The sequence below is a fragment of the Streptomyces sp. NPDC002623 genome, assembly GCF_053592635.1.
Genome location: NZ_JBSFWB010000017.1, coordinates 160612 through 177842, shown reverse-complemented (window position 1 = coordinate 177842; position 17231 = coordinate 160612). Strand labels below are relative to the sequence as shown.

The window sequence follows — 17231 nt, the reverse complement described above, 5'->3', positions numbered from 1 at the left end:
GCGCAGGCTGCGCAGTGAGAAAGGAGACAGCGCGTGGAGATGACCGTGCGAAGCACCGAGAACGGCCGCGTCCTGCTGTACGAGCCGGAGGCCTCCGACGTCAGCGTCCTGCTCGCCGACGCCGATCCGGTGTCCCGGCACGTCCTGGCGGGGGCATTGGACGGGGCCGACCGGATCAGGGTGCTGGGCACCGCCGACAGCGGCCGGCCGCTGCACCGCTGGCCCCTGGACGGCGTGGACGTCGTCGTGCTCGCCGACGCCTTCCGGCCCCGGCCCGCCTCCCTCGTGCCCGGCCTGGTGCACAAGGGGATGCGCGTCCTGCTCCTCGACACACGGTGGACGGCGCGCACCGTCGGGGACGCGCTGGCCGCGGGCTGCGCGGGGGTACTGGTCAAGGACCCCGCGATCGGCCGGCTCGCGGCCGCGGTGCGGGCGGTGGCCGCCGGATACGTCGTGGTGTCGCCGGAGTTGGTGGGCCTGTGCCCGCCGGCGGGTCGCGCGAGCACGACCGCTCCCGCCCGCCCGCGTGGCGACCGGTCGGTCGGCCTGCGGCTGCGCTCGCTGACCGAACGCGAGCGTGAGGTGCTCACGGTGCTCGCGGAGGGCATGTCCACTCGCGAGGCGGCCCGGCGGCTGAAGGTCACCCCGGCGACCGTGAAGAGCCATGTGTCCCATGCGCTGACGAAACTGTCCGTGCGCAACCGCCTGGAGGCGGTCCTGCTGATGAGCCAAGCGCTCGACGAGGACCGCCCACCCTGGTCGTGACGGCGCGACGTGGACCTGCGCGCCCGGGACGTCAGTCGCCCACGCGTCCGCGCACCCCGTCCAGCCAGCGGTCCGCGTGCCGTTCGGCGGCCGTTTCGTCGCGGAAGGCGTACGTTTTCAACAGCCAGCGCTGTCGCGCCCGCGCCGCATCGTTGATCTCCATCTTGTCGCGGCTGTGCAGCCCGTCCTGGTTGGCGAAGACGAACAGGTCACCGGTGCGGATGCGGTGACGGGTCTTGTCCGCACGCACCAGCGCGTCCTTGAGCGCCAGCAGCGCGTCCTTCGCGGACTCGGGAGCGCCCGGCGCGGCCGTCGTGCACGTGTCCAGGTAGCGGAAGCTGTGGTGGTTCTCCAGGATCGGGTGGACCTCGGAGACGGTCAGTTCGTTGTTGTTGTCCCGCGAGAACACGTCGAACGGCGTGACGAACCGGGCCGTCCTGAGCTGTCGCTGTTCCTCGTCCGTCAGATGCGCGAGCAGGTCACGCCCGTCGACGAAGCCGGTGTAGATGAACTCGCCTTCAGGGCAGTGCATGCCGAGCAGCGAGATGAAGTCCGCCCGCACGGGATGGGCCGTGCGGTCGTTGTGGTAGACGAGTTCGCTGTCGCTGAATCCCGTCTGCATCCCGCTGTAGCGGTTGATGGCGACGACGTCGGTGAAGAAGTCCCCGTTGAATCGGGTGGCGTAGGACAGCAGGGGAGTCTTCACCAGCTGGGCGAAGAGCTCCAGGAACGCCTCGCCGATGAACGTCTTCTTCCGCGCGTGCTTGTCCGCGACCGGGTCGTCCAGGTCCAGCAGGGGGATGTCCTCGTCCAGCGGGCAGTTGCGCAGCGCGTGCGCGTCGGAGGCGCCCGTCGCCCGGTCGTGGTGGATGCGGGCACAGACGTCGGCGAAGAAGGCGGGCACCTCGCCCCGTGCGATCAGGTCGCCGACGGCACGCGAGAATCCCTCGTAGTCCTCGTACGGGTTCTTGGCCACGGACCGCAGCACCGCGGTGAGTTGCTCGCGTTCCGGCCCGGACAGTACATAGATGGGTTCCATGCCCCCGAGCCTCGCCGCCGCGCCGTCGCCGCACATCGGCCTTCGGAGGAGGCTCCGTCCACCGCGTCCGCCGATGTCGTACCGCGCCTCCACCGAAGTGGAGGCCGGGCCCGTTCACCCGACCACGAGCCCCAGAGTCCGCTCCAGGCCGGCGGCGCCCTCGTCCGTCAGGTGCACCACGCGCGGCGCGGCGCCCCAGCGCACCCAGCCGAGGTCGAACAGACGCGCCGTGAGGGCCGCGCCGAGCCCGCCCGCGAGGTGGTGCTGATGCTCGCTCCAGTCGACGCAGTAGCGGACCGCAGGGCGGCGCGGCGGCAACCGGCCCGTGTCGACGCCCAGTTCGGCGAGGATCGACGGGCCCTCGCCGGAGAGTTCGTAGACGATGTCGCGGCCGTACGACGACGGCCTGTCCCGTACCGCCTCGGCGGGCCGGTGGATGCCGTCGTGGCCGGTGAGTACCCCGAGGTCGAGCAGCGACTGCATCAGGGCGACGCCGAGCCGTCCGGCCAGATGGTCGTAGCAGGTGCGGGAGCGGTGCAGGGCGTTGGTGCGGCTGCTCTGCTTCAGGGACGTGATGGCCAGCGGCGGGGCGATCAGGGCGAGCGCCTCCAGCGCGGCGCTCACGTCCGGCCCGAACAGCCGGTAGTAGCGGTGCCGGCCCCGCGCCTCGACGGTGACGAACTCTCCCTCGACCAGCTTGGCGAGGTGTGCGCTGGCCGTGGCGGCGGTGACCCCCGCCTCACCGGCCAACGCGCTCGCCGGCAGGGCGCGGCCGTCGGCCAGGCACTTCAGGATGCGGGCGCGCGAGGGATCGGCGATGAGGGCCGCGGCGCGGGCGATGTCGGTCTGGTGCTTGAGCGGCGCACCGGGGTGCTCATCGGATGCGGGGCCCGGGCGCCGTGACGCGCCCGCGCCGCGGGCGGATGCCCCCGTGGTACGGCTGGTGTTCGGCATGACACCACCGTACGACAACGACACTTCGTCCTGTGACGAAGTATCAGGCGTCGAAGCTGGTGCCATGACCACCACCGACCTCACCCCCGAAGACGGGCGGACCGTCGCACCACACGCCGCTGCCGCCCCCTCGCCCGCCCCGGCCGGCCGGCCCGCCCTCTTCCTGCCCCCGCTGATCGCCCTGAGCCTCGGCTACTTCCTGGTGATGCTGGACGTCACCGTCGTCAACGTCGCCGTCCCCGAGATCCGCACTGCCCTCGACACCGGGCCCTCCGCCCTCCAGTGGATCGTCGACGGCTACAGCACCGTCTTTGCCGGGCTGCTGCTCCTGGGCGGCGGGCTCGCCGACCGGCTCGGCCACCGCCGCATGTTCCTCACCGGGCTCGGCGTCTTCACCGCGGCCTCCCTGGTCTGCGGCCTGGCCGGCGACTCCGGCACCCTGATCGCCGGGCGCCTCGCCCAGGGCGCCGGCGCCGCCCTGCTCGTGCCCGCCTCGCTCGCGCTGCTCCAGGCCACCTACCCCGACCGCGCGGTGCGGGCCCGGGCCATCGCCGTGTGGGGGGCCGTCGCGTCGATCGCGTTCGGCGCCGGGCCCGCGGTGGGCGGCCTTCTCGTCTCCGGGCTCGACTGGCGCTCGGTGTTCTGGCTGAACCTGCCGGTCGCCGCGCTCGCTGTCGCCCTGACCCTCCGCCACGTCCCGGCCACCGCCCGCAAGACGCCCGCCCGCCGCATGGACCCGGCCGGCCAGGTGCTCGGCATCGTCGGCCTCGTCGCCCTGGCCGGCGGCCTCAACGAGGCCGGCTCACACGGCTGGACCTCCCCGCTGGTCCTGGTGGCGTTCGGGACGGGCGTGGCCTGCCTGACCGCCTTCGCACTGGTCGAACGCACCCTGGAAGCACGCGAACGGGCCGGACGCGGCCGGCGTGCGCCACTGCTGCCGCCGTCTCTGTTCCGCTCGGGCGCCTTCACCGCGACCGCCGCGATCGGCCTGCTGATCAGCCTCGGCTATTACGGCATGCTCTTTCTGACCACCCTCTACTTCCAGCAGGAGCGCGGCTTCACCGTCCTGGCCACCGGCCTGGCCCTGCTGCCGTCGGTGTGCATGGGACTCGTCGCGGCCCCGCTCTTCAGCCGCCTGGCCCCCCGCACCGGCCCCTACGTCCCGATGGCCGGCGGGCTCGCCCTGGGCGCCGTGGGCTTCCTCGGCTGGCTGACCGCCCGGCCCGACACCCCGTACCCGGTCCTGCTGTTCGCCCTGATCGCCACCGGGCTGGGGCAGACGATGACCGCTCTCGCCGCCACCGCCGCCATCATCGAGACCGCCCCCGTCTCCGGCGCGGGCATCGCCTCCGCCGTCTTCAACGTCGCCCGGCAGGTCGGCAGCGCCGTCGGGGTGGCCCTGTTCGGCACCCTCGCCGCCGCGGCGGGCGACTTCACCGCGGGGCTGCGTCTGTCGGCGGGCATCGCGGCGACGGCCTTCGCCGTCGGCGCCGTGCTGGCCGTGGGCGTCCGGCGTCGCGCTCCCGGACGCACCACGTGAGCCGTGGCTCTCGCGCAGCCCGTCAGCCCCGGTCGGCCAGCGCCCGCGCCATGCGGTCCAGCGCCGTCTGCAGCACCTTGGGCGACGTCGCGAACGACAGCCGGACGAAGCCCTCACCGCCCGGCCCGAACGCGGAACCCGGCATCACGGCCACTCCCGCCTCCCGCAGCAGCCACCGCGTGAACGACGCCGAGTCCGCGAACCCCGTGCCGCGTACGTCGGCGAAGGCGTAGAACGCCCCGTCGGGCGGCGAACAGGACACCCCGGGCAGCGAGTCCAGCCCCCGCACGATGAGATCCCGGCGGGCCGCGTACTGCGCGGTCATCCAGTCGACCGGCTCCTGCGAGCCGGTCAGCGCGGCGATCCCGCCGCGCTGCACGAACGACGCCGTGCAGCCCACCGTGTGCTGCTGCACCTTCAGCAGCTGCGCCATCAGATCGGTGGGCCCGGCCGCGTAGCCCAGGCGCCAGCCGGTCATCGCGTAGCCCTTGGAGAAGCCGTTCACCGTGATGGTGCGGTCGGCGCAGCCCGGCTGCGCGGCCAGGCTGAGATGGGCGCGGCCGTCGTAGCGGATCTTCTCGTAGATCTCGTCCGAGATCAGCAGGACGTCGTGTTCCTGCGCGAACCGGGCGATCACGGCCGCCTCCTCGGCGGTCAGCGACCGGCCCGTGGGATTGTTCGGCGAGTTGACCAGCAGTGCCTTCGTCCGCGGGGAGACGTGCCGCTCCAGCAGTTCCGCCGTGATCCGGAAGCCGTCCGCGCCGTCGAGGGCGACCTGCACGGGCCGCGCGCCGATCAGTCGCGCCATCTCCGTGTAGCTGACCCAGCTCGGCGTCGGCACGAGCAGCTCGTCGCCGGGATCGAGCACCGTCACCAGCGCGGCGAACAGGGCGTGCTTCGCCGACGGCGTGACGACGATGTCGGTGGCCGCGTCCGCCACGACCCCGTTGTCCCCGGCGAGCTTCGCCGAGACCGCTCGCAGCAGCGCGGGCAGCCCGCGGCTCGGCGTGTAGTGCGTGAAACCGTCGCGCAGCGCGTCGACCGCCTCGTCCACGACATGGCCGGCGGTGTCGAAGTCCGGCTCACCGCCGCCCAGGTCCACCACCTCCAGACCCTGCGCGCGCATCCGCGCCACCATGTCGAAGACCGCGTACGTCGCCGACTCCTCGACGGCGTGGAAACGGGCCGCGGCTCGCGCCCTCATGGCCGAGTGCCCTGCCGCTCGGCGGCGGAGACCGGCCGGGCGGCAGGCAGCGCCTCGGCGACCGTGGTGACCGTCGAGATACGGGACAGGATCTTCAGCGCGGCTTCGTGGATCTCGGCGTCGCCCGCCAGAGTCGCGTCCTCGAGGACCCGCACGCGGTAGTCCCGGTCATGGGCGGCCTGCGCGGTGGTGAGCACCACCAGCTCCGTGGAGACGCCGGTGAGCAGCAGCGTGTCGATGCCCGCCGTACGCAACAGCACCTCGAGGTTCGTGCCGTGGAACGGGCTGATGCGGTGCTTGACGACCACCGGTTCCCCGGGCCGCGGCGCGAGTGCGTCGTGCACCCGCGTCGCCCAGGAACCCAGGACCAGACGGCCGTCGTCCTTCGCCTTCTCGAAGACCGGGGACCCGGCCGGCCACTCCGGATACCCCGGGGAGAAGCCGACGACGACGTAGATCACCGGTATGTCCGCGGCGCGGGCCCGCCGGATCGCGTCGGCGGCCCTGGCCAGGACACCCCGCTCACGCGCCTGTGCGCCGTAACCGTCGGCGGCGTACTTGCCGTTCGGATGGACGATCTCGTTGATGAGGTCCAGTACGAGCAGCGCGGGGCGCTCGCCCGGGCCCCGCTGCGGTGTCCCAGCCCAGTCCATTTTCTTCTCTTTCCTTCCGCTCGTGAATTGCATGAGAAACACTCATGCGATGAATCAATGAATCAGTGTTGAACCCGGATGCCGAAACTCCTACCTTCGAAATGCGAGAGGGCGGAAATTCGATTCCCGGAAGGGGCACAAATGAAAGTGGCAATCGTCGGCAGCGGGCCGCGTGGGGTCTCCGTCCTCGAACGCATGGCGGCGCGCCTCGCCGAAGGACCGGTCCACGAGGCCGTGGAGATCTACCTCATCGACTCCCACCGGGTCGGCACCGGCCGCATCTGGCGCACCGACCAGCCGCGATGGTTCCTGATGAACACCGTCGCCGACGAGGTCTCCGCGTTCTCCGGCCCACCCGACGGCGGCCCCGCCAGACCCGGCGCCGGCCCTTCGCTCGCGCAGTGGTGGAGTTCCGTCGACCCGGAATACCCGGGGCCCAACAGTTACGCACCGCGCGCCCTCCACGGACGCTATATGCAGTTTCTTCTCGATGCGATCGGAAAGAATCTCCCCGAAAGAGTGCGGCTGATCCCGGTGTACGCGACGGTGGACGCGCTCCAGCACACCCCCGACGGCTACCGGCTCACCCTCCGGGGCGGCACCCACCTCACCGCCGACCGCGTCGTGCTGACCACCGGACACACCAGCCCCGAACTCACCGGCAACCAGCGCCGCCTCGCCGCCCATGCCGCCCGCCATCCCGGCCTGCGCCACATCGCGGGGGACAGTGGCGCCGACATGCCCCTGGACGAGATACCCGCCAGGTCGACGGTCGGCGTCCTCGGACTCGGCCTGTCCTTCTACGACGTCATGGCCGCGCTCACCGAGGGCCGCGGCGGACACTACGACGAGGACGCCGGCCGGCTCGTCTACCGGCCCAGCGGCAGCGAACCCGTCATCGTGGCCGGCTCCCGCAGCGGGATGCCACTGCCCGCCCGCGGCCGTAACCAGAAACACCACGACCACCGCCACCGCCACGTGCTGTTCACCACCGAACGGGTCCTGGCCGGCGGCCGCCACGGCGCGCTCTCCTTCGCCGAGCACGCCCTGCCATGGCTGCTCGCCGAGGTCGAACTCGTCTACTACGCCACGACTTTGACCGCCCGCGGAGAGCCGGACAGGGCCGCCGCGCTCGAGGCGGAGGTCGTCGCCGCCGCCCGGAGCGGCGTACCGGACGTCCCTGCCGTCGCCGCCGGACACGGCCTCGGCGACGTGCCCCGCATCGACCTGGACGCCCAGGCCCGCCCCTTCGCCGGCCGGCACTTCGCCGGACCCGAGGAGTTCACCCGGGCCCTGACCGACGCACTGGCCGAAGACCTGGCGCACGCTGACACCGGCAACGTCGACGACCCGCTCAAGGCCGCTCTCGACGTCATCCGCGACTCCCGCGCCGTGATCCGCTCCCTCGTCGACTTCGCGGGCCTGACCCCCGTCTCGCACCGCGAGGAGTTCCTCGGCTGGTACGTCCCGCGCAGCTCCTTCCTCGCCGCCGGGCCCCCGCGCCGGCGGCTGCGACAGGTCGACGCCCTGCTGCGCCGCGGGGTCCTGCGCGTGGCCGGCCCTGACACCCGCATCCGCCCGCACCCGTCGGGACGCTTCGCAGTCCACTCGCCCTACGTGAGCGGCTCCGAGGTCCTCGTGGACACCGTCATCGACGCCCGTGTCCCCACGCCCGACATACGTCTCGACCCCCACCCCCTCACACGCAGCCTGTGCGACAAGGGCATCTGGACGTCGTACGTCAACCACGGCGCGGACGGAGACCGCTTCGACACCGGCGGCGTCGCCGTGACCGGCGCTCCCTTCCACCCCGTGGACCACACCGGCCGGCCCGACCGCGGCCTGTACGTCCTCGGCATCCCCACCGAGCACACCCGCTGGTTCATGCAGGGCGGCAGCAGCAGACCCGGCTTCTGGACGGACTTCGTCCAGAACGCGGACGCCGTCGCCGCGGACGTCACCGCCCCGGCCATGGCCCCCACGCCCCCGCTCCCGGCCCGAACCGGCTGACCCGTACGACGAACCCGCCCCCTTCCCACGTCCCGCCCCCTTCCCACGTCCCGCCCCCGGAAAGCGAGCACACCGATGTCCGTCGTCACCCGTCCCGCCGCCCCCACCGCCTCGCCCCAGAAACGCCAAGTGACCGTCCTGCGCGACATCTTCGACCCCGTCGGGCTGGACGCCCTGCCCTGGGAGCGCTGGGAGGAACCCGGCCGCGTCGGCGTCGACCTGCACCGCCTCTACCTGACCGACGGCGCCGACCCGGGCGCCGCGATGATCACCCGCATGGCCCCCGGCGCCCACGGCGACCTGCACGAACACCTCGGCTACGAGGTCATCCTCGTCCTGGAGGGGGAGCTCCTCAACGACAACGGCGACTGCTACCGCCCCGGCGACCTCGTCATCGAGCAGCCCGGCAGCGTCCACCAGGTCAGCACAGAGACCGGCTGCACCGTGTTCGGCGTCCGGCACGCGCCGACCCGCCTCGTGACCTGACCCCCCGCCCGTCGGCCCAGAGGCCTGCGGCCCACGGGCACCCCGGCTACACAGCAACGGGAAGCCTCCTCCAGTCACTGCGCAGCGCCAGGGACCGGGCCGCGTGCACGAAGGCCCCCACCACCGGGGACCCCTCGACGCCCGGACGCGTACCGATGCCCAGATGCCGCACGACCGCCGGGGACAGCGGCACCAGCCGCACCTCCGGCAGTGCCGGCGGCAGGGCCAGCCAGGGAATGACCGTCGTGCCGAGCCCGGCGGCGACCATCGCGAGCAGCGCGTTGATGTCCCGCACCTGATGGCTGACCTCGGGCTCGAGGCCGGCCGTGCGGAACGCGGCACGCACCATCGTCTCGACCCCGCCGACCGGCATCAGAAACGGCTCTCCGGCCAGCTCACCGATGCGCAACTCCCGCTGGGCGGCCAGCGGATGGTGCTCCGCCAGTACCGCGAACATCTCGTCCTGCAACAGCGGCGCCGTGACCAGACCCCGCTTGGGCAGCGACACGATGCCCAGATCGACGCCGCGTCCGCGCAGCCACTGGGCGATCTGCGCGTCGCCGCCCTCCCGCAGCTCGATCCGCAGCCGCGGATAGCGCACATGCAGCTCCGACAGCAACGCCGGAAGCAGCCGAGCCGCGAAGCTCTGACTGGTGCCTATCCGCAAGGTGCCCTCGGGTTCGGTGTCCGTTCCGCGCACCGCCCGCCGCACCCGCTCCGCCTGCGCCACCACGCCCCGCGCGGGCTCCAGGGCACGGCGCCCGGCATCGGTGAGCTCCACACCGGAGCGGTCGCGCACCATCAGCGTCACCCCCAGCTCGGTCTCCAGACCGGCGATGGCGTGACTGACGGCGGACTGACTGACGCCCAGCGCACGCGCGGCGTTGGTGAAGGTGCCGGTGTCGGCGATCGCGACGAACGCCGCGCACTGGTTGAGCTTCACGACGCCACCGTCACAGGAGTGCCCGTCACCGGCAGCGCGGGCCGGCGCCCGGCCTCGTAGCGGGCGATGTCCGCCTCGTACCGCAGGGTGTCGGCGATGCCGTCGAGGCCGCCCAGCAGCCTGCGCCGTACGTCCGGGTCGATGTCGAAGGCCTGGACGAGACCGGCGCACCGCACTTCCCGGCGCTCCAGGTCGACGGTGACCCCGACTCGCGGATCCCCCTCCGTCAGCTCCCACAGCCGCTCCACCACCGCGGTCGGGACGACGACCGTGAGCAGGCCGTTCATCAGCGCGTTGCCGCGGAAGATGTCACCGAAGCGAGGGGCGACGACGGCCCGGAACCCGAAGTCCTGCAAGGCCCATACCGCGTACTCCCGCGATGAACCCGTCCCGAAGTCCTGACCGGCCACCAGAACGCTGGCGCCCGCCCGCTCGGGCCGGTCCAGGACGAAGCCGGGCTCGGCCCGCCAGTCGGCGAACAACGCGTCCGCGTGCCCGGTGCGGCGGGTACTCGCACAGAACCGCACGGGAATGATCTGGTCGGTGTCGACGTCGGTGCGGCGCAACGGGACGGCCGTACCGGTGTGCACGGTGAACTTCTCCATGGCGGGCCTTTCGTCTCACAGATCGGCGGGCGAGGACAGGCGTCCGGTGACCGCGGTGGCCGCGGCCACCGCCGGCGACACGATGTGGGTGCGCGATCCGCGGCCCTGCCGGCCCTCGAAGTTGCGGTTGTTGGTGGAGGCGGCGCGCTGCCCCGGCAGCAGCCGGTCCTCGTTGAGAGCCGCGCACATCGAACAGCCCGCGCCCGCCCGGAAATCGGCGCCCGCCTCCGCGAACACCCGGTCCAGGCCCTCTTCGACGGCCTGCCGCCGCACCCGCGCCGACCCGGGCACGATCATCATGTGCAGGCCGTCCGCGACCTTCCGGCCCCGCAGCACGTCCGCGGCGGCCCGCAGATCCTCGATTCGGCTGTTGGTGCACGACCCGAGGAAGACGGTGTCCACCGCGACGTCCCGCAGCGCCGTCCCCGGCGTCAGACCCATGTAGGCCAGCGCCCGTTCCGCCGCGTCGCGCTGCCCGCCCGGCGCGAAGTCGGCGGGCGCGGGCACCCGTCCGTCCAGCGGGACGCTCTGCGCGGGATTGGTGCCCCACGACACATGCGGACTCAGGGTGCTCGCGTCCAGGGCGACGGACTTGTCGAAGACGGCGTCGTCGTCACCGGCCAGGCTGCGCCAGTACGCGACCTCGCGCTCCCAGTCGGCACCGCGCGGCATCCCCGGGCAGCGCGCGAGGTAGGCGAAGGTCGTCTCGTCCGGGGCGACCATCCCGGCACGCGACCCGGCCTCCACCGACATGTTGCACAGCGTCATCCGAGCTTCCATCGAGAGCGCCCGCACCACCGCACCGCGGTACTCGATGATGTGCCCCTGCCCGCCCGCCGTGCCCACCCGGGCGATCAGCGCGAGCACCAGGTCCTTGGCGCTCACCCCCGCCGGAAGGACGCCGTCCACGGTCACGGACATCTGCCCGAGCGGCCGCATCGGCAGCGTCTGGGTGGCCAGCACGTGCTCGACCTGACTGGACCCGATGCCGAACGCCAGTGCACCGAAGGCGCCGAGAGTGGTGGTGTGCGAGTCGCAGCACACGATCGTCATCCCCGGCCGCACCAGACCCAGCTCGGGCGCGATGACATGCACGATGCCCTGGTCCCGGTCCCCGAAGCGGTGCAGCGGAATCCCGAACTCGGCACAGTTGGAGCGCATCAGCTCCGCCTGCCGGCGGCCCTCACGGTCCTTGATGACCCGATCCAGTGCCAGCGTCGGCGTGTTGTGGTCCTCGGTGCCCACCGTCAGGTCCGGCCGGCGGACGGTACGGTCCGCCGCGCGCAGCCGGTCGAACGCCTGGGGCGTGTTCACCTCGTGCAGCAGCTGCAGATCGATGTACATCAGCTCGTCGCCGCCACTGGAGCGCCGCACGACATGGGCGTCCCACGTCTTCTGCGCCAAGGTCCTGCCCATGGTCTCCCTCACGTCGTCGCGGGTTGCTGCCGACACGTCGATCATCGGGCGCGTGGACCCCGCAGGCACCGGCCTGCGGCTGGCCACGAGGGGCCTGACCGGTCCAGGCCATCCGGCGCCCCCGAGAGGACCCCGGCCCGCCCCGGCCGCCGACCAGGGGGTGCACGAGCCCCGCCGGCCGACGGCGGACCCGGGCACGCGAAAGCCCCGTGCCGCGCCGAGGGTCGCTCGGCGTGACACGGGGTTCTCAGGGGAGCCCGGCGCGCCACCGGATCGGTGCCATGGTGTGGGGCGGCCGGTACCGGGGCGGCCGGTCAGTAGTGCACCCGGCGGTTGTCCTCGGTGACCCGGTAGCGCACGTTCCACAGGCTGCGGCGCACGTAGGTCCGCTGCAGCCAGCGGTCCCCGCCGTCGTAGCGGGCGGTGAACGTGGACCGCGCGTGCACCCCCTTGCGGTTGTTGATCAGCAGGGCCTGCCCGGGACGCAACCGGACACTGTGCGCGACCTCGCCGCACACCGTCTGCAGGGTTTCCATCGCCGCGCGGGCACCGCTGGTCAGCGGTTGCACCCCGTTGGCGGAGATCGCGATCTCGGGATAGTCGGTGTGACCGCTGATCAGCGGCACCGGTTCCGACAGCACATCCAGGCCGCCGGCGACGTCACGGACGTAGCTGCCCGGGGCGTTGAGCCGGAACAGCGGACTGCGCAGCGTCTCCAGGACCTCGGGGGCGAGCGCCGCCGACACGTCGCGGGCATCGGCGTAGTAGGTGCCGGCGATGCCCTCGTGGTCGGCACGCAGGCAGGACAGCACCAGGAAGTCGGGGTTGGCGACGTCGTAACGGCCGATCACGTCGTACATGATGTCGCTGTGGAAATTGAGGAAGACCTCCGAACCCTGGTTCGTCTGGGTCCGTGAACCCCCCGCGACGGGGATGACGTCGTGGATCAGCCGGCCCGCCTTCTCCGTCAGCACCCCCAACGGCTCCCCGAGCAGACCGCTCAGCCCGAGCAGCACCCCCTCGGCGACGAACGACCGCTTCTCGGTGCTGGGCCCGCCGTCGGACGGTGTGTCCGGCATCACCGGATCCACCGGGAGGTTGCTGACGAGGCTGACACCTGGCGTGTCGATGTGCCGGCCGAAGTCCATGACCTGTTGCAGCAGGTCGGTCGGCAGCGTCGCGAAGATCTGCAGCAGCCGGGCGGACGAGCGGTCGATGTCGATGTTCGGATCCGGCAGGCCGCGCAGCTGTTCGCCGAGCGCGTCCCGTACCGCGTCCGGCAGGGCGATCTCACTGAAGGTCGGCATGGCGACGCCGGCCGTGGCGGGCACTCCGTGGTCGGTGGTGGCGGTCATGTGGTTCACACTCCTTGCAGCTCGAGCAGTGGCGCGTTCGGATCGATGCCCGCGCCGGGACGGTTCACGTGATCGTGCAGACGCTGCGTCAGATGCAGCGCGTCCTCCTCGTCGGCCGCCAGCTGGGTCACCACCTGGCTGCCGCGCACCGCGGTCACCGGCACCCCCGCGTACTCGCCGGGCGTCAGACCGCTGCGCCGCTGGAACTCGGGAAGGTCCACGAACCCTCCGGTGACCGCGACCAGCGGCCCCGCGGTCAGCCGTACGACATCGATGTTGGCGCCGTGGAAGGCCGTGTACGCGCGGTCGGCGAGGTCCTCCGTCTCGTACCGCAGAGCCGCCGAACGCTGGTTGAGCACCACCGCCGCCACCGAGGAACCGGCACTGCCGATGACCGAACCCGCGGGAAACGGCGGTCTGTTGTAACGACAGACGATCTCGATCCGGTTGCGCTGCGCCAACCGCACGGCCCGACGGTGCAGCACCTTCGCGCCGTACAACGACATCAGCGCCGCCGTGTTGTACGAGACCTCGCTCAGCAGCCGCGAACCGGTGATCAGATGCGGGTCGGAGCTGTAGATGCCGTCGACGTCCGAATGGATCTCGCAGCGCGGCGAACCGACAGCCGCCGCGACGGCCACCGCCGACAGATCCGAACTGTTCTTGCCCAGCCAGGTCGGCCGGCCCTCCTTGTCGGCGGCCTGGCCACCCGGCACCACCACCACGTCGTGCTCACGCACGGCCGAGCGCAGCGGCTCCGGATCGGTGTGCTCCAAGCGCGCCCACATGAACGACGAGTCGGTGGTGAGCCCCAGCTGGTGCCCCGCCAGCACCGTGGAGGTACGGCCCTCCCGGTGCAGGGCCGTTGCCAGCAACTGCGCGCCCACCGTGTCGGCCAGGGTCAGCAGACCCGCGACGGTCTCGTCCTCGGGATGCGGATTCACCTTGCTCAGCCGGTCCCGGAACTGCTCCGTCTCACCGGGCTGGCCGCTCACCACGACCACCAGGCGGGTGTTCTCCTCCTCGACCCGCCGCGACAGCGCCTCGGCGAGTTGCCCGTACGCCGCCAGGGTCCGGAAACTGGAACCCCCGAACTTCACCACCGCCGGCGGCCGCTGCGAGGAGTCCAGCGGCGGTCGCGTCACAGGGTCCCCCGGGCTATGAGCTCCTCGGCGATCTGGATCGCGTTCAGCGCCGCACCGATGGTGAGGTTGTCGGCGACCAGCCACAGCCAGAAGGCGCGCGGGTTGTTCGGGTTCACCCGGATCCGGCCGACGTGCACCCGGTACGGATCGTCGATCGTGGCGGGAGTGGGGAACTCATGCTGCGACTGACGGTCGTGCACCGTCACCTCGGGCAGCGCGGCGAGCACCTCGACCAGCTCGGCCCGGTCCACGACACCCTGCGTCTCGATCCACACGGCCTCCGAATGGCCGTTGACGACCGGTACCCGCACACACGTGGTGGTCACGTCCAGATGAGGGATGCCGAGGATCTTGCGGGACTCCTGGAGCATCTTCTGCTCCTCCAGCGTGAAGCCGGAGTCCAGGAAACGGTCGATCTTCGGAATGACGTTGAAGGCGAGCGACGGCGAGAACTCCTTGCTGGGATACACCTCCCCGGGATGCTCCAGCGTCGCGCGGCTGGCGTTCATCAGTTCCTCGACACCGGGATGCCCCAGCCCCGAAGCCGCCTGATAGGTGCTGACCACGGCCTGGCGTACGCCGTAACGTCGCTCGACGCCCTGCAGCAGCCGCACCAGCGGAATCGTCGAGCAGTTCGGATTGGCGATCACACCCGACTTCGGACGGGTGTCCAGCTCATGGGCGTTGACCTGCGGTACCACCAGCGGGGTGTCCGGGTCCATGCGGAAGGCGATCGTGTTGTCGATGACGACGGCGCCGGCCGCGGTGGCCTTGGGCACCCACTGCTCACTGGCCTCGGTGCCGGCGGAGAAGAACGCCAGGTCGACACCGGCGAAGTCGAACTCCTCCACCGCGTGCACCGGATGGGCCACGCCGTCCACGCTCAACTCCGTGCCGGCCGAGCGCGCCGACGCCACCAACCGGATGTCGCGGTAGCGCAGACCCCGCTGTTCGATCAGCTCGATCAGGGTGTTGCCCACGGCGCCGGTGGCGCCGACGATCGCGATCCGCGGGGCTGCGGGGTCGGTCACGAGGGTCATCGAGTGCCTCCGGTCTTGATCTCGGTCTTGGACGCGGCAGCCGCACCGGCGGCCGGTGCGGCTGCCGGTGCGGGCTCCTCGGTGGGCGCGACAGGGGCCCGGCGCCCGGCGAAGGACCAGCCGAGGTTGATGCCCAGGCTCGCCGCCACGATCAGCGGAATGCCCAGGGCCTGCAGCAGACTCACGCTGTGCCCGTACACCGCCCAGTCCATGAGCATCGCGACCGCCGGGTACACGAACGCCAGGACGGCGATCTTCGGGGTCGGCAGCTTCTGGTACGCGGAGTACATGAGGACGTACATCACGCAGGTGTGGATGACGCCGAGGCCCACCAGCCAGCCCCAGTCGCCGCCGAGCCCCTTCATCTCGCTGAGTTGGGTGAACGGCAGCAGCAGGAAGATGCCGAGCACCAGCTGCACCAGCGCGACCAGATGCGGCCGTACCCCGGTGACCCGCTTGGTGATGACCGTCGAGATCCCGTAGAACACCGCAGCCAGCAGCGCGTACCCGAGCCCCGTCAGATAGGCGCTGTCCCCGCTGCCCGTCAGGTCGGCCGCGGACACCCCCGCGACCAGGATCAGACCGATGAACGCGACCCCCAGCCAGCCGAACTTGGCGGCCGTGAGCTTGTCGCGGAAGAGCACAGCGCCCAGCAGCATCACGTAGAACGGCTGCGTGTGGTAGACGACCGTCGCCACCGAGATCGACGTGTCCTCGTACGACTCGAAGAGGAACGCCCAGTTGAAGACGATGAAAACACCGCCCAGTGCGGCCAGGCCGAGCTTCTTCGGGGTGAAGTTGTGGTTCTTGAAGAAACCGCGCACCAGGCAGTAGAGGCCGAGCGTGGCCGTACCGAACAGGCAGCGGAAGAAGACCACGTTGAAGGGGGACGCGCCGGACTCGATGACGAAGACGCCGAGGGTGCCGGAGAGCACCATGGCGAGGGTCAGCTCGATCGCTCCCTTCGTCTCCGTGCCCGCCGGCCGGGTGTCAGTACTCATGGTGAGATGCCTTTCCAAGGGGAAGGGGAGGACGGGTCAGTGGAGGGGGACGGCATACTGCAGACCGCCTCGCGTGAACAGTTCGTTGAGCCCTCGCGGCACGGCCAGACCCGTGGCCGGCCCGAGGTTGCGGTCGTAGACTTCTGCGTAGGTGCCGACGGTGGCCAGGACACGGGCCGCCCAGTCCTGGTCGAGACCGACAGCGGGCCCATGGGCGCCCGCCATCTCAGCGGCCTGCGCGAGCGCCTTGTCCCGCTCACCCACCTCGAGGACCTGCTGCTCGGCGGAGACCAGCAGCTGAAGCACCCATCGACACAGACGGAACCACGCCGGATCATCGTCGCGCACGGCAGCCGCCATCGGCTCGCGGGAGATCGCCTCGTCGAGGATCCGGTGCGCCGCCGGGTCGTCGAGCGCGGCCCGCTCGCCGGCCAGGGCGACCCGGTCCAGGACATACGCGGCACACTCACCGGCCGCGTACGCCGCGAGCGTCTCGGCCGGCGTCGCATGGGCGACCGGCTCGACGGCCAGGCCCCGACCGCCGAACCAGGCCGCCAGGTTGGCCGCGCTGGTCGTACCCGCCTGCACGGCCACCCGCCGCCCCGCCAGTTGCTCGGGCCGGGTCACGCCACTGTCGGCGCGGACGAGGAACCCTTCACCGTCGTAGCAGGTGACCCCGGTGAACAGCACGGGCAGGGACGCCTCGCGGCCCAGGGTCCAGCTCACATTGGACACGGTCAGTTCCGCGTCGCCCGCGACGAGCCGCGTCAACCGGTCCACGGGATCGGAGGAAACCCATTCGACCGCCTCACCGTCACCCACGGTGGCGGCCGCCACGGCCCGGGCGACGTCGGTGTCGAGCCCGCGCCAGCGGCCGTCGTCACCGCACAGCGACAACCCACGAATGCCGCGGCTCACCACGGCACGCAGCGCACCGCGCTCCCGTACCGCATCAAGAGTGGGAGTGATGGTCACAGGATGCTCCTCGGATGAGAACGGACACTCCGGGCGAGACTGTCGAGGGCACGGATCCGCAGCCGGCGGACTCGGCGCAGGGCCAGGGAAGGCAGACCGA

General features: G+C 71.6%; 16 protein-coding genes. 4 read left to right on the top strand and 12 right to left on the bottom strand.

Translation table 11 applies throughout. From position 1 onward, the window contains the following. Positions 1 to 39: 39 nt before the first annotated feature. A complete protein-coding gene (locus ACWD4O_RS29015; protein WP_451284261.1) occupies positions 40 to 765 on the top strand; it encodes a LuxR C-terminal-related transcriptional regulator in 726 nt (241 codons plus the stop codon). A 31-nt stretch (positions 766 to 796) separates the two neighbouring features. On the opposite strand, the gene ACWD4O_RS29010 is transcribed toward ACWD4O_RS29015, so the two are convergent. Both ACWD4O_RS29010 and ACWD4O_RS29005 read right to left on the bottom strand, forming a co-directional pair. After that, a complete protein-coding gene (locus ACWD4O_RS29010; protein ID WP_451284259.1) occupies positions 797 to 1804 on the bottom strand; it encodes a TauD/TfdA family dioxygenase in 1008 nt (335 codons plus the stop codon). Between the two features lie 114 nt (positions 1805 to 1918). Further along, positions 1919 to 2758, bottom strand: a complete 840-nt coding sequence (locus ACWD4O_RS29005; protein ID WP_358804742.1) for an ArsR/SmtB family transcription factor — start codon at positions 2756 to 2758, stop codon at positions 1919 to 1921. 64 nt (positions 2759 to 2822) lie between these two features. Here ACWD4O_RS29005 and ACWD4O_RS29000 point away from each other — a divergent pair, with 64 nt between their 5' ends. Next, on the top strand, positions 2823 to 4298 hold the full coding sequence (locus tag ACWD4O_RS29000) for a DHA2 family efflux MFS transporter permease subunit (RefSeq protein WP_451284257.1): 1476 nt from the start codon (positions 2823 to 2825) through the stop codon (positions 4296 to 4298). Positions 4299 to 4320: 22 nt separating this feature from the next. Here the strand turns inward: ACWD4O_RS29000 and ACWD4O_RS28995 are convergent, their stop codons facing one another. Continuing rightward, positions 4321 to 5502, bottom strand: coding sequence for a pyridoxal phosphate-dependent aminotransferase (locus tag ACWD4O_RS28995; RefSeq protein ID WP_451284255.1), 1182 nt, complete (start codon positions 5500 to 5502; stop codon positions 4321 to 4323). Further along, positions 5499 to 6155, bottom strand: coding sequence for a cysteine hydrolase family protein (locus ACWD4O_RS28990; protein WP_451284254.1), 657 nt, complete (start codon positions 6153 to 6155; stop codon positions 5499 to 5501). The genes ACWD4O_RS28995 and ACWD4O_RS28990 overlap by 4 nt, the downstream gene beginning before the upstream one ends. A 141-nt stretch (positions 6156 to 6296) precedes the next feature. On the opposite strand from ACWD4O_RS28990, the gene ACWD4O_RS28985 reads away from it, so the two are divergent. Then, positions 6297 to 8165 (top strand): FAD/NAD(P)-binding protein, encoded by a 1869-nt coding sequence (locus ACWD4O_RS28985; RefSeq protein ID WP_451284252.1) that lies wholly within the window; start codon positions 6297 to 6299, stop codon positions 8163 to 8165. Between the two features lie 75 nt (positions 8166 to 8240). Beyond that, complete coding sequence (locus tag ACWD4O_RS28980; RefSeq protein ID WP_351911469.1) at positions 8241 to 8651, top strand: cupin domain-containing protein; 411 nt, start codon at positions 8241 to 8243, stop codon at positions 8649 to 8651. 46 nt (positions 8652 to 8697) lie between these two features. Here ACWD4O_RS28980 and ACWD4O_RS28975 read toward each other — a convergent pair whose 3' ends face one another. The 8 genes from ACWD4O_RS28975 to ACWD4O_RS28940 form a co-directional block, all read right to left on the bottom strand. Beyond that, entirely contained in the window at positions 8698 to 9594 is an 897-nt protein-coding gene (locus ACWD4O_RS28975) for a LysR family transcriptional regulator (protein ID WP_451284250.1), read from the bottom strand. Beyond that, positions 9591 to 10199: a 3-isopropylmalate dehydratase small subunit gene (leuD, locus tag ACWD4O_RS28970; protein ID WP_451284248.1), complete on the bottom strand. Its 609-nt coding sequence runs from the start codon at positions 10197 to 10199 to the stop codon at positions 9591 to 9593. Before leuD ends, ACWD4O_RS28975 begins: the two co-directional genes overlap by 4 nt. 15 nt (positions 10200 to 10214) lie before the next feature. After that, positions 10215 to 11615, bottom strand: a complete 1401-nt coding sequence (gene leuC, locus ACWD4O_RS28965) for a 3-isopropylmalate dehydratase large subunit (protein WP_451284246.1) — start codon at positions 11613 to 11615, stop codon at positions 10215 to 10217. Positions 11616 to 11929: 314 nt separating this feature from the next. Beyond that, the gene (locus tag ACWD4O_RS28960) at positions 11930 to 12970 is read right to left on the bottom strand and encodes a TauD/TfdA family dioxygenase (RefSeq protein WP_451284244.1); all 1041 of its coding nucleotides are present in this window, start codon (positions 12968 to 12970) and stop codon (positions 11930 to 11932) included. 5 nt (positions 12971 to 12975) lie between these two features. Continuing rightward, entirely contained in the window at positions 12976 to 14115 is a 1140-nt protein-coding gene (locus tag ACWD4O_RS28955; RefSeq protein WP_451284242.1) for an amino acid kinase family protein, read from the bottom strand. Further along, positions 14112 to 15155 carry an aspartate-semialdehyde dehydrogenase gene (locus ACWD4O_RS28950; RefSeq protein ID WP_451284240.1) on the bottom strand — a complete coding sequence of 348 codons (1044 nt, stop codon included), beginning with the start codon at positions 15153 to 15155 and terminating at the stop codon, positions 14112 to 14114. Before ACWD4O_RS28950 ends, ACWD4O_RS28955 begins: the two co-directional genes overlap by 4 nt. Then, positions 15152 to 16156, bottom strand: coding sequence for a DMT family transporter (locus ACWD4O_RS28945; protein WP_451284238.1), 1005 nt, complete (start codon positions 16154 to 16156; stop codon positions 15152 to 15154). The genes ACWD4O_RS28950 and ACWD4O_RS28945 overlap by 4 nt, the downstream gene beginning before the upstream one ends. Before the next feature lie 36 nt (positions 16157 to 16192). Next, positions 16193 to 17131 (bottom strand): transporter substrate-binding domain-containing protein, encoded by a 939-nt coding sequence (locus ACWD4O_RS28940; protein ID WP_451284236.1) that lies wholly within the window; start codon positions 17129 to 17131, stop codon positions 16193 to 16195. Positions 17132 to 17231: the final 100 nt, after the last annotated feature.

Bases quoted from the DNA above. Each gene is read 5' to 3' on its own strand.
- ACWD4O_RS28990 (WP_451284254.1), bottom strand. From the start codon at position 6,155: ATGGACTGGGCTGGGACACCGCAGCGGGGCCCGGGCGAGCGCCCCGCG.
- ACWD4O_RS28995 (WP_451284255.1), bottom strand. From the start codon at position 5,502: ATGAGGGCGCGAGCCGCGGCCCGTTTCCACGCCGTCGAGGAGTCGGCG.
- ACWD4O_RS29015 (WP_451284261.1), top strand. From the start codon at position 40: ATGACCGTGCGAAGCACCGAGAACGGCCGCGTCCTGCTGTACGAGCCG.
- ACWD4O_RS29010 (WP_451284259.1), bottom strand. From the start codon at position 1,804: ATGGAACCCATCTATGTACTGTCCGGGCCGGAACGCGAGCAACTCACC.
- ACWD4O_RS29005 (WP_358804742.1), bottom strand. From the start codon at position 2,758: ATGCCGAACACCAGCCGTACCACGGGGGCATCCGCCCGCGGCGCGGGC.
- leuC (WP_451284246.1), bottom strand. From the start codon at position 11,615: ATGGGCAGGACCTTGGCGCAGAAGACGTGGGACGCCCATGTCGTGCGG.
- ACWD4O_RS28985 (WP_451284252.1), top strand. From the start codon at position 6,297: ATGAAAGTGGCAATCGTCGGCAGCGGGCCGCGTGGGGTCTCCGTCCTC.
- ACWD4O_RS28980 (WP_351911469.1), top strand. From the start codon at position 8,241: ATGTCCGTCGTCACCCGTCCCGCCGCCCCCACCGCCTCGCCCCAGAAA.
- ACWD4O_RS28945 (WP_451284238.1), bottom strand. From the start codon at position 16,156: ATGAGTACTGACACCCGGCCGGCGGGCACGGAGACGAAGGGAGCGATC.
- leuD (WP_451284248.1), bottom strand. From the start codon at position 10,199: ATGGAGAAGTTCACCGTGCACACCGGTACGGCCGTCCCGTTGCGCCGC.
- ACWD4O_RS29000 (WP_451284257.1), top strand. From the start codon at position 2,823: ATGACCACCACCGACCTCACCCCCGAAGACGGGCGGACCGTCGCACCA.
- ACWD4O_RS28950 (WP_451284240.1), bottom strand. From the start codon at position 15,155: ATGACCCTCGTGACCGACCCCGCAGCCCCGCGGATCGCGATCGTCGGC.
- ACWD4O_RS28960 (WP_451284244.1), bottom strand. From the start codon at position 12,970: ATGACCGCCACCACCGACCACGGAGTGCCCGCCACGGCCGGCGTCGCC.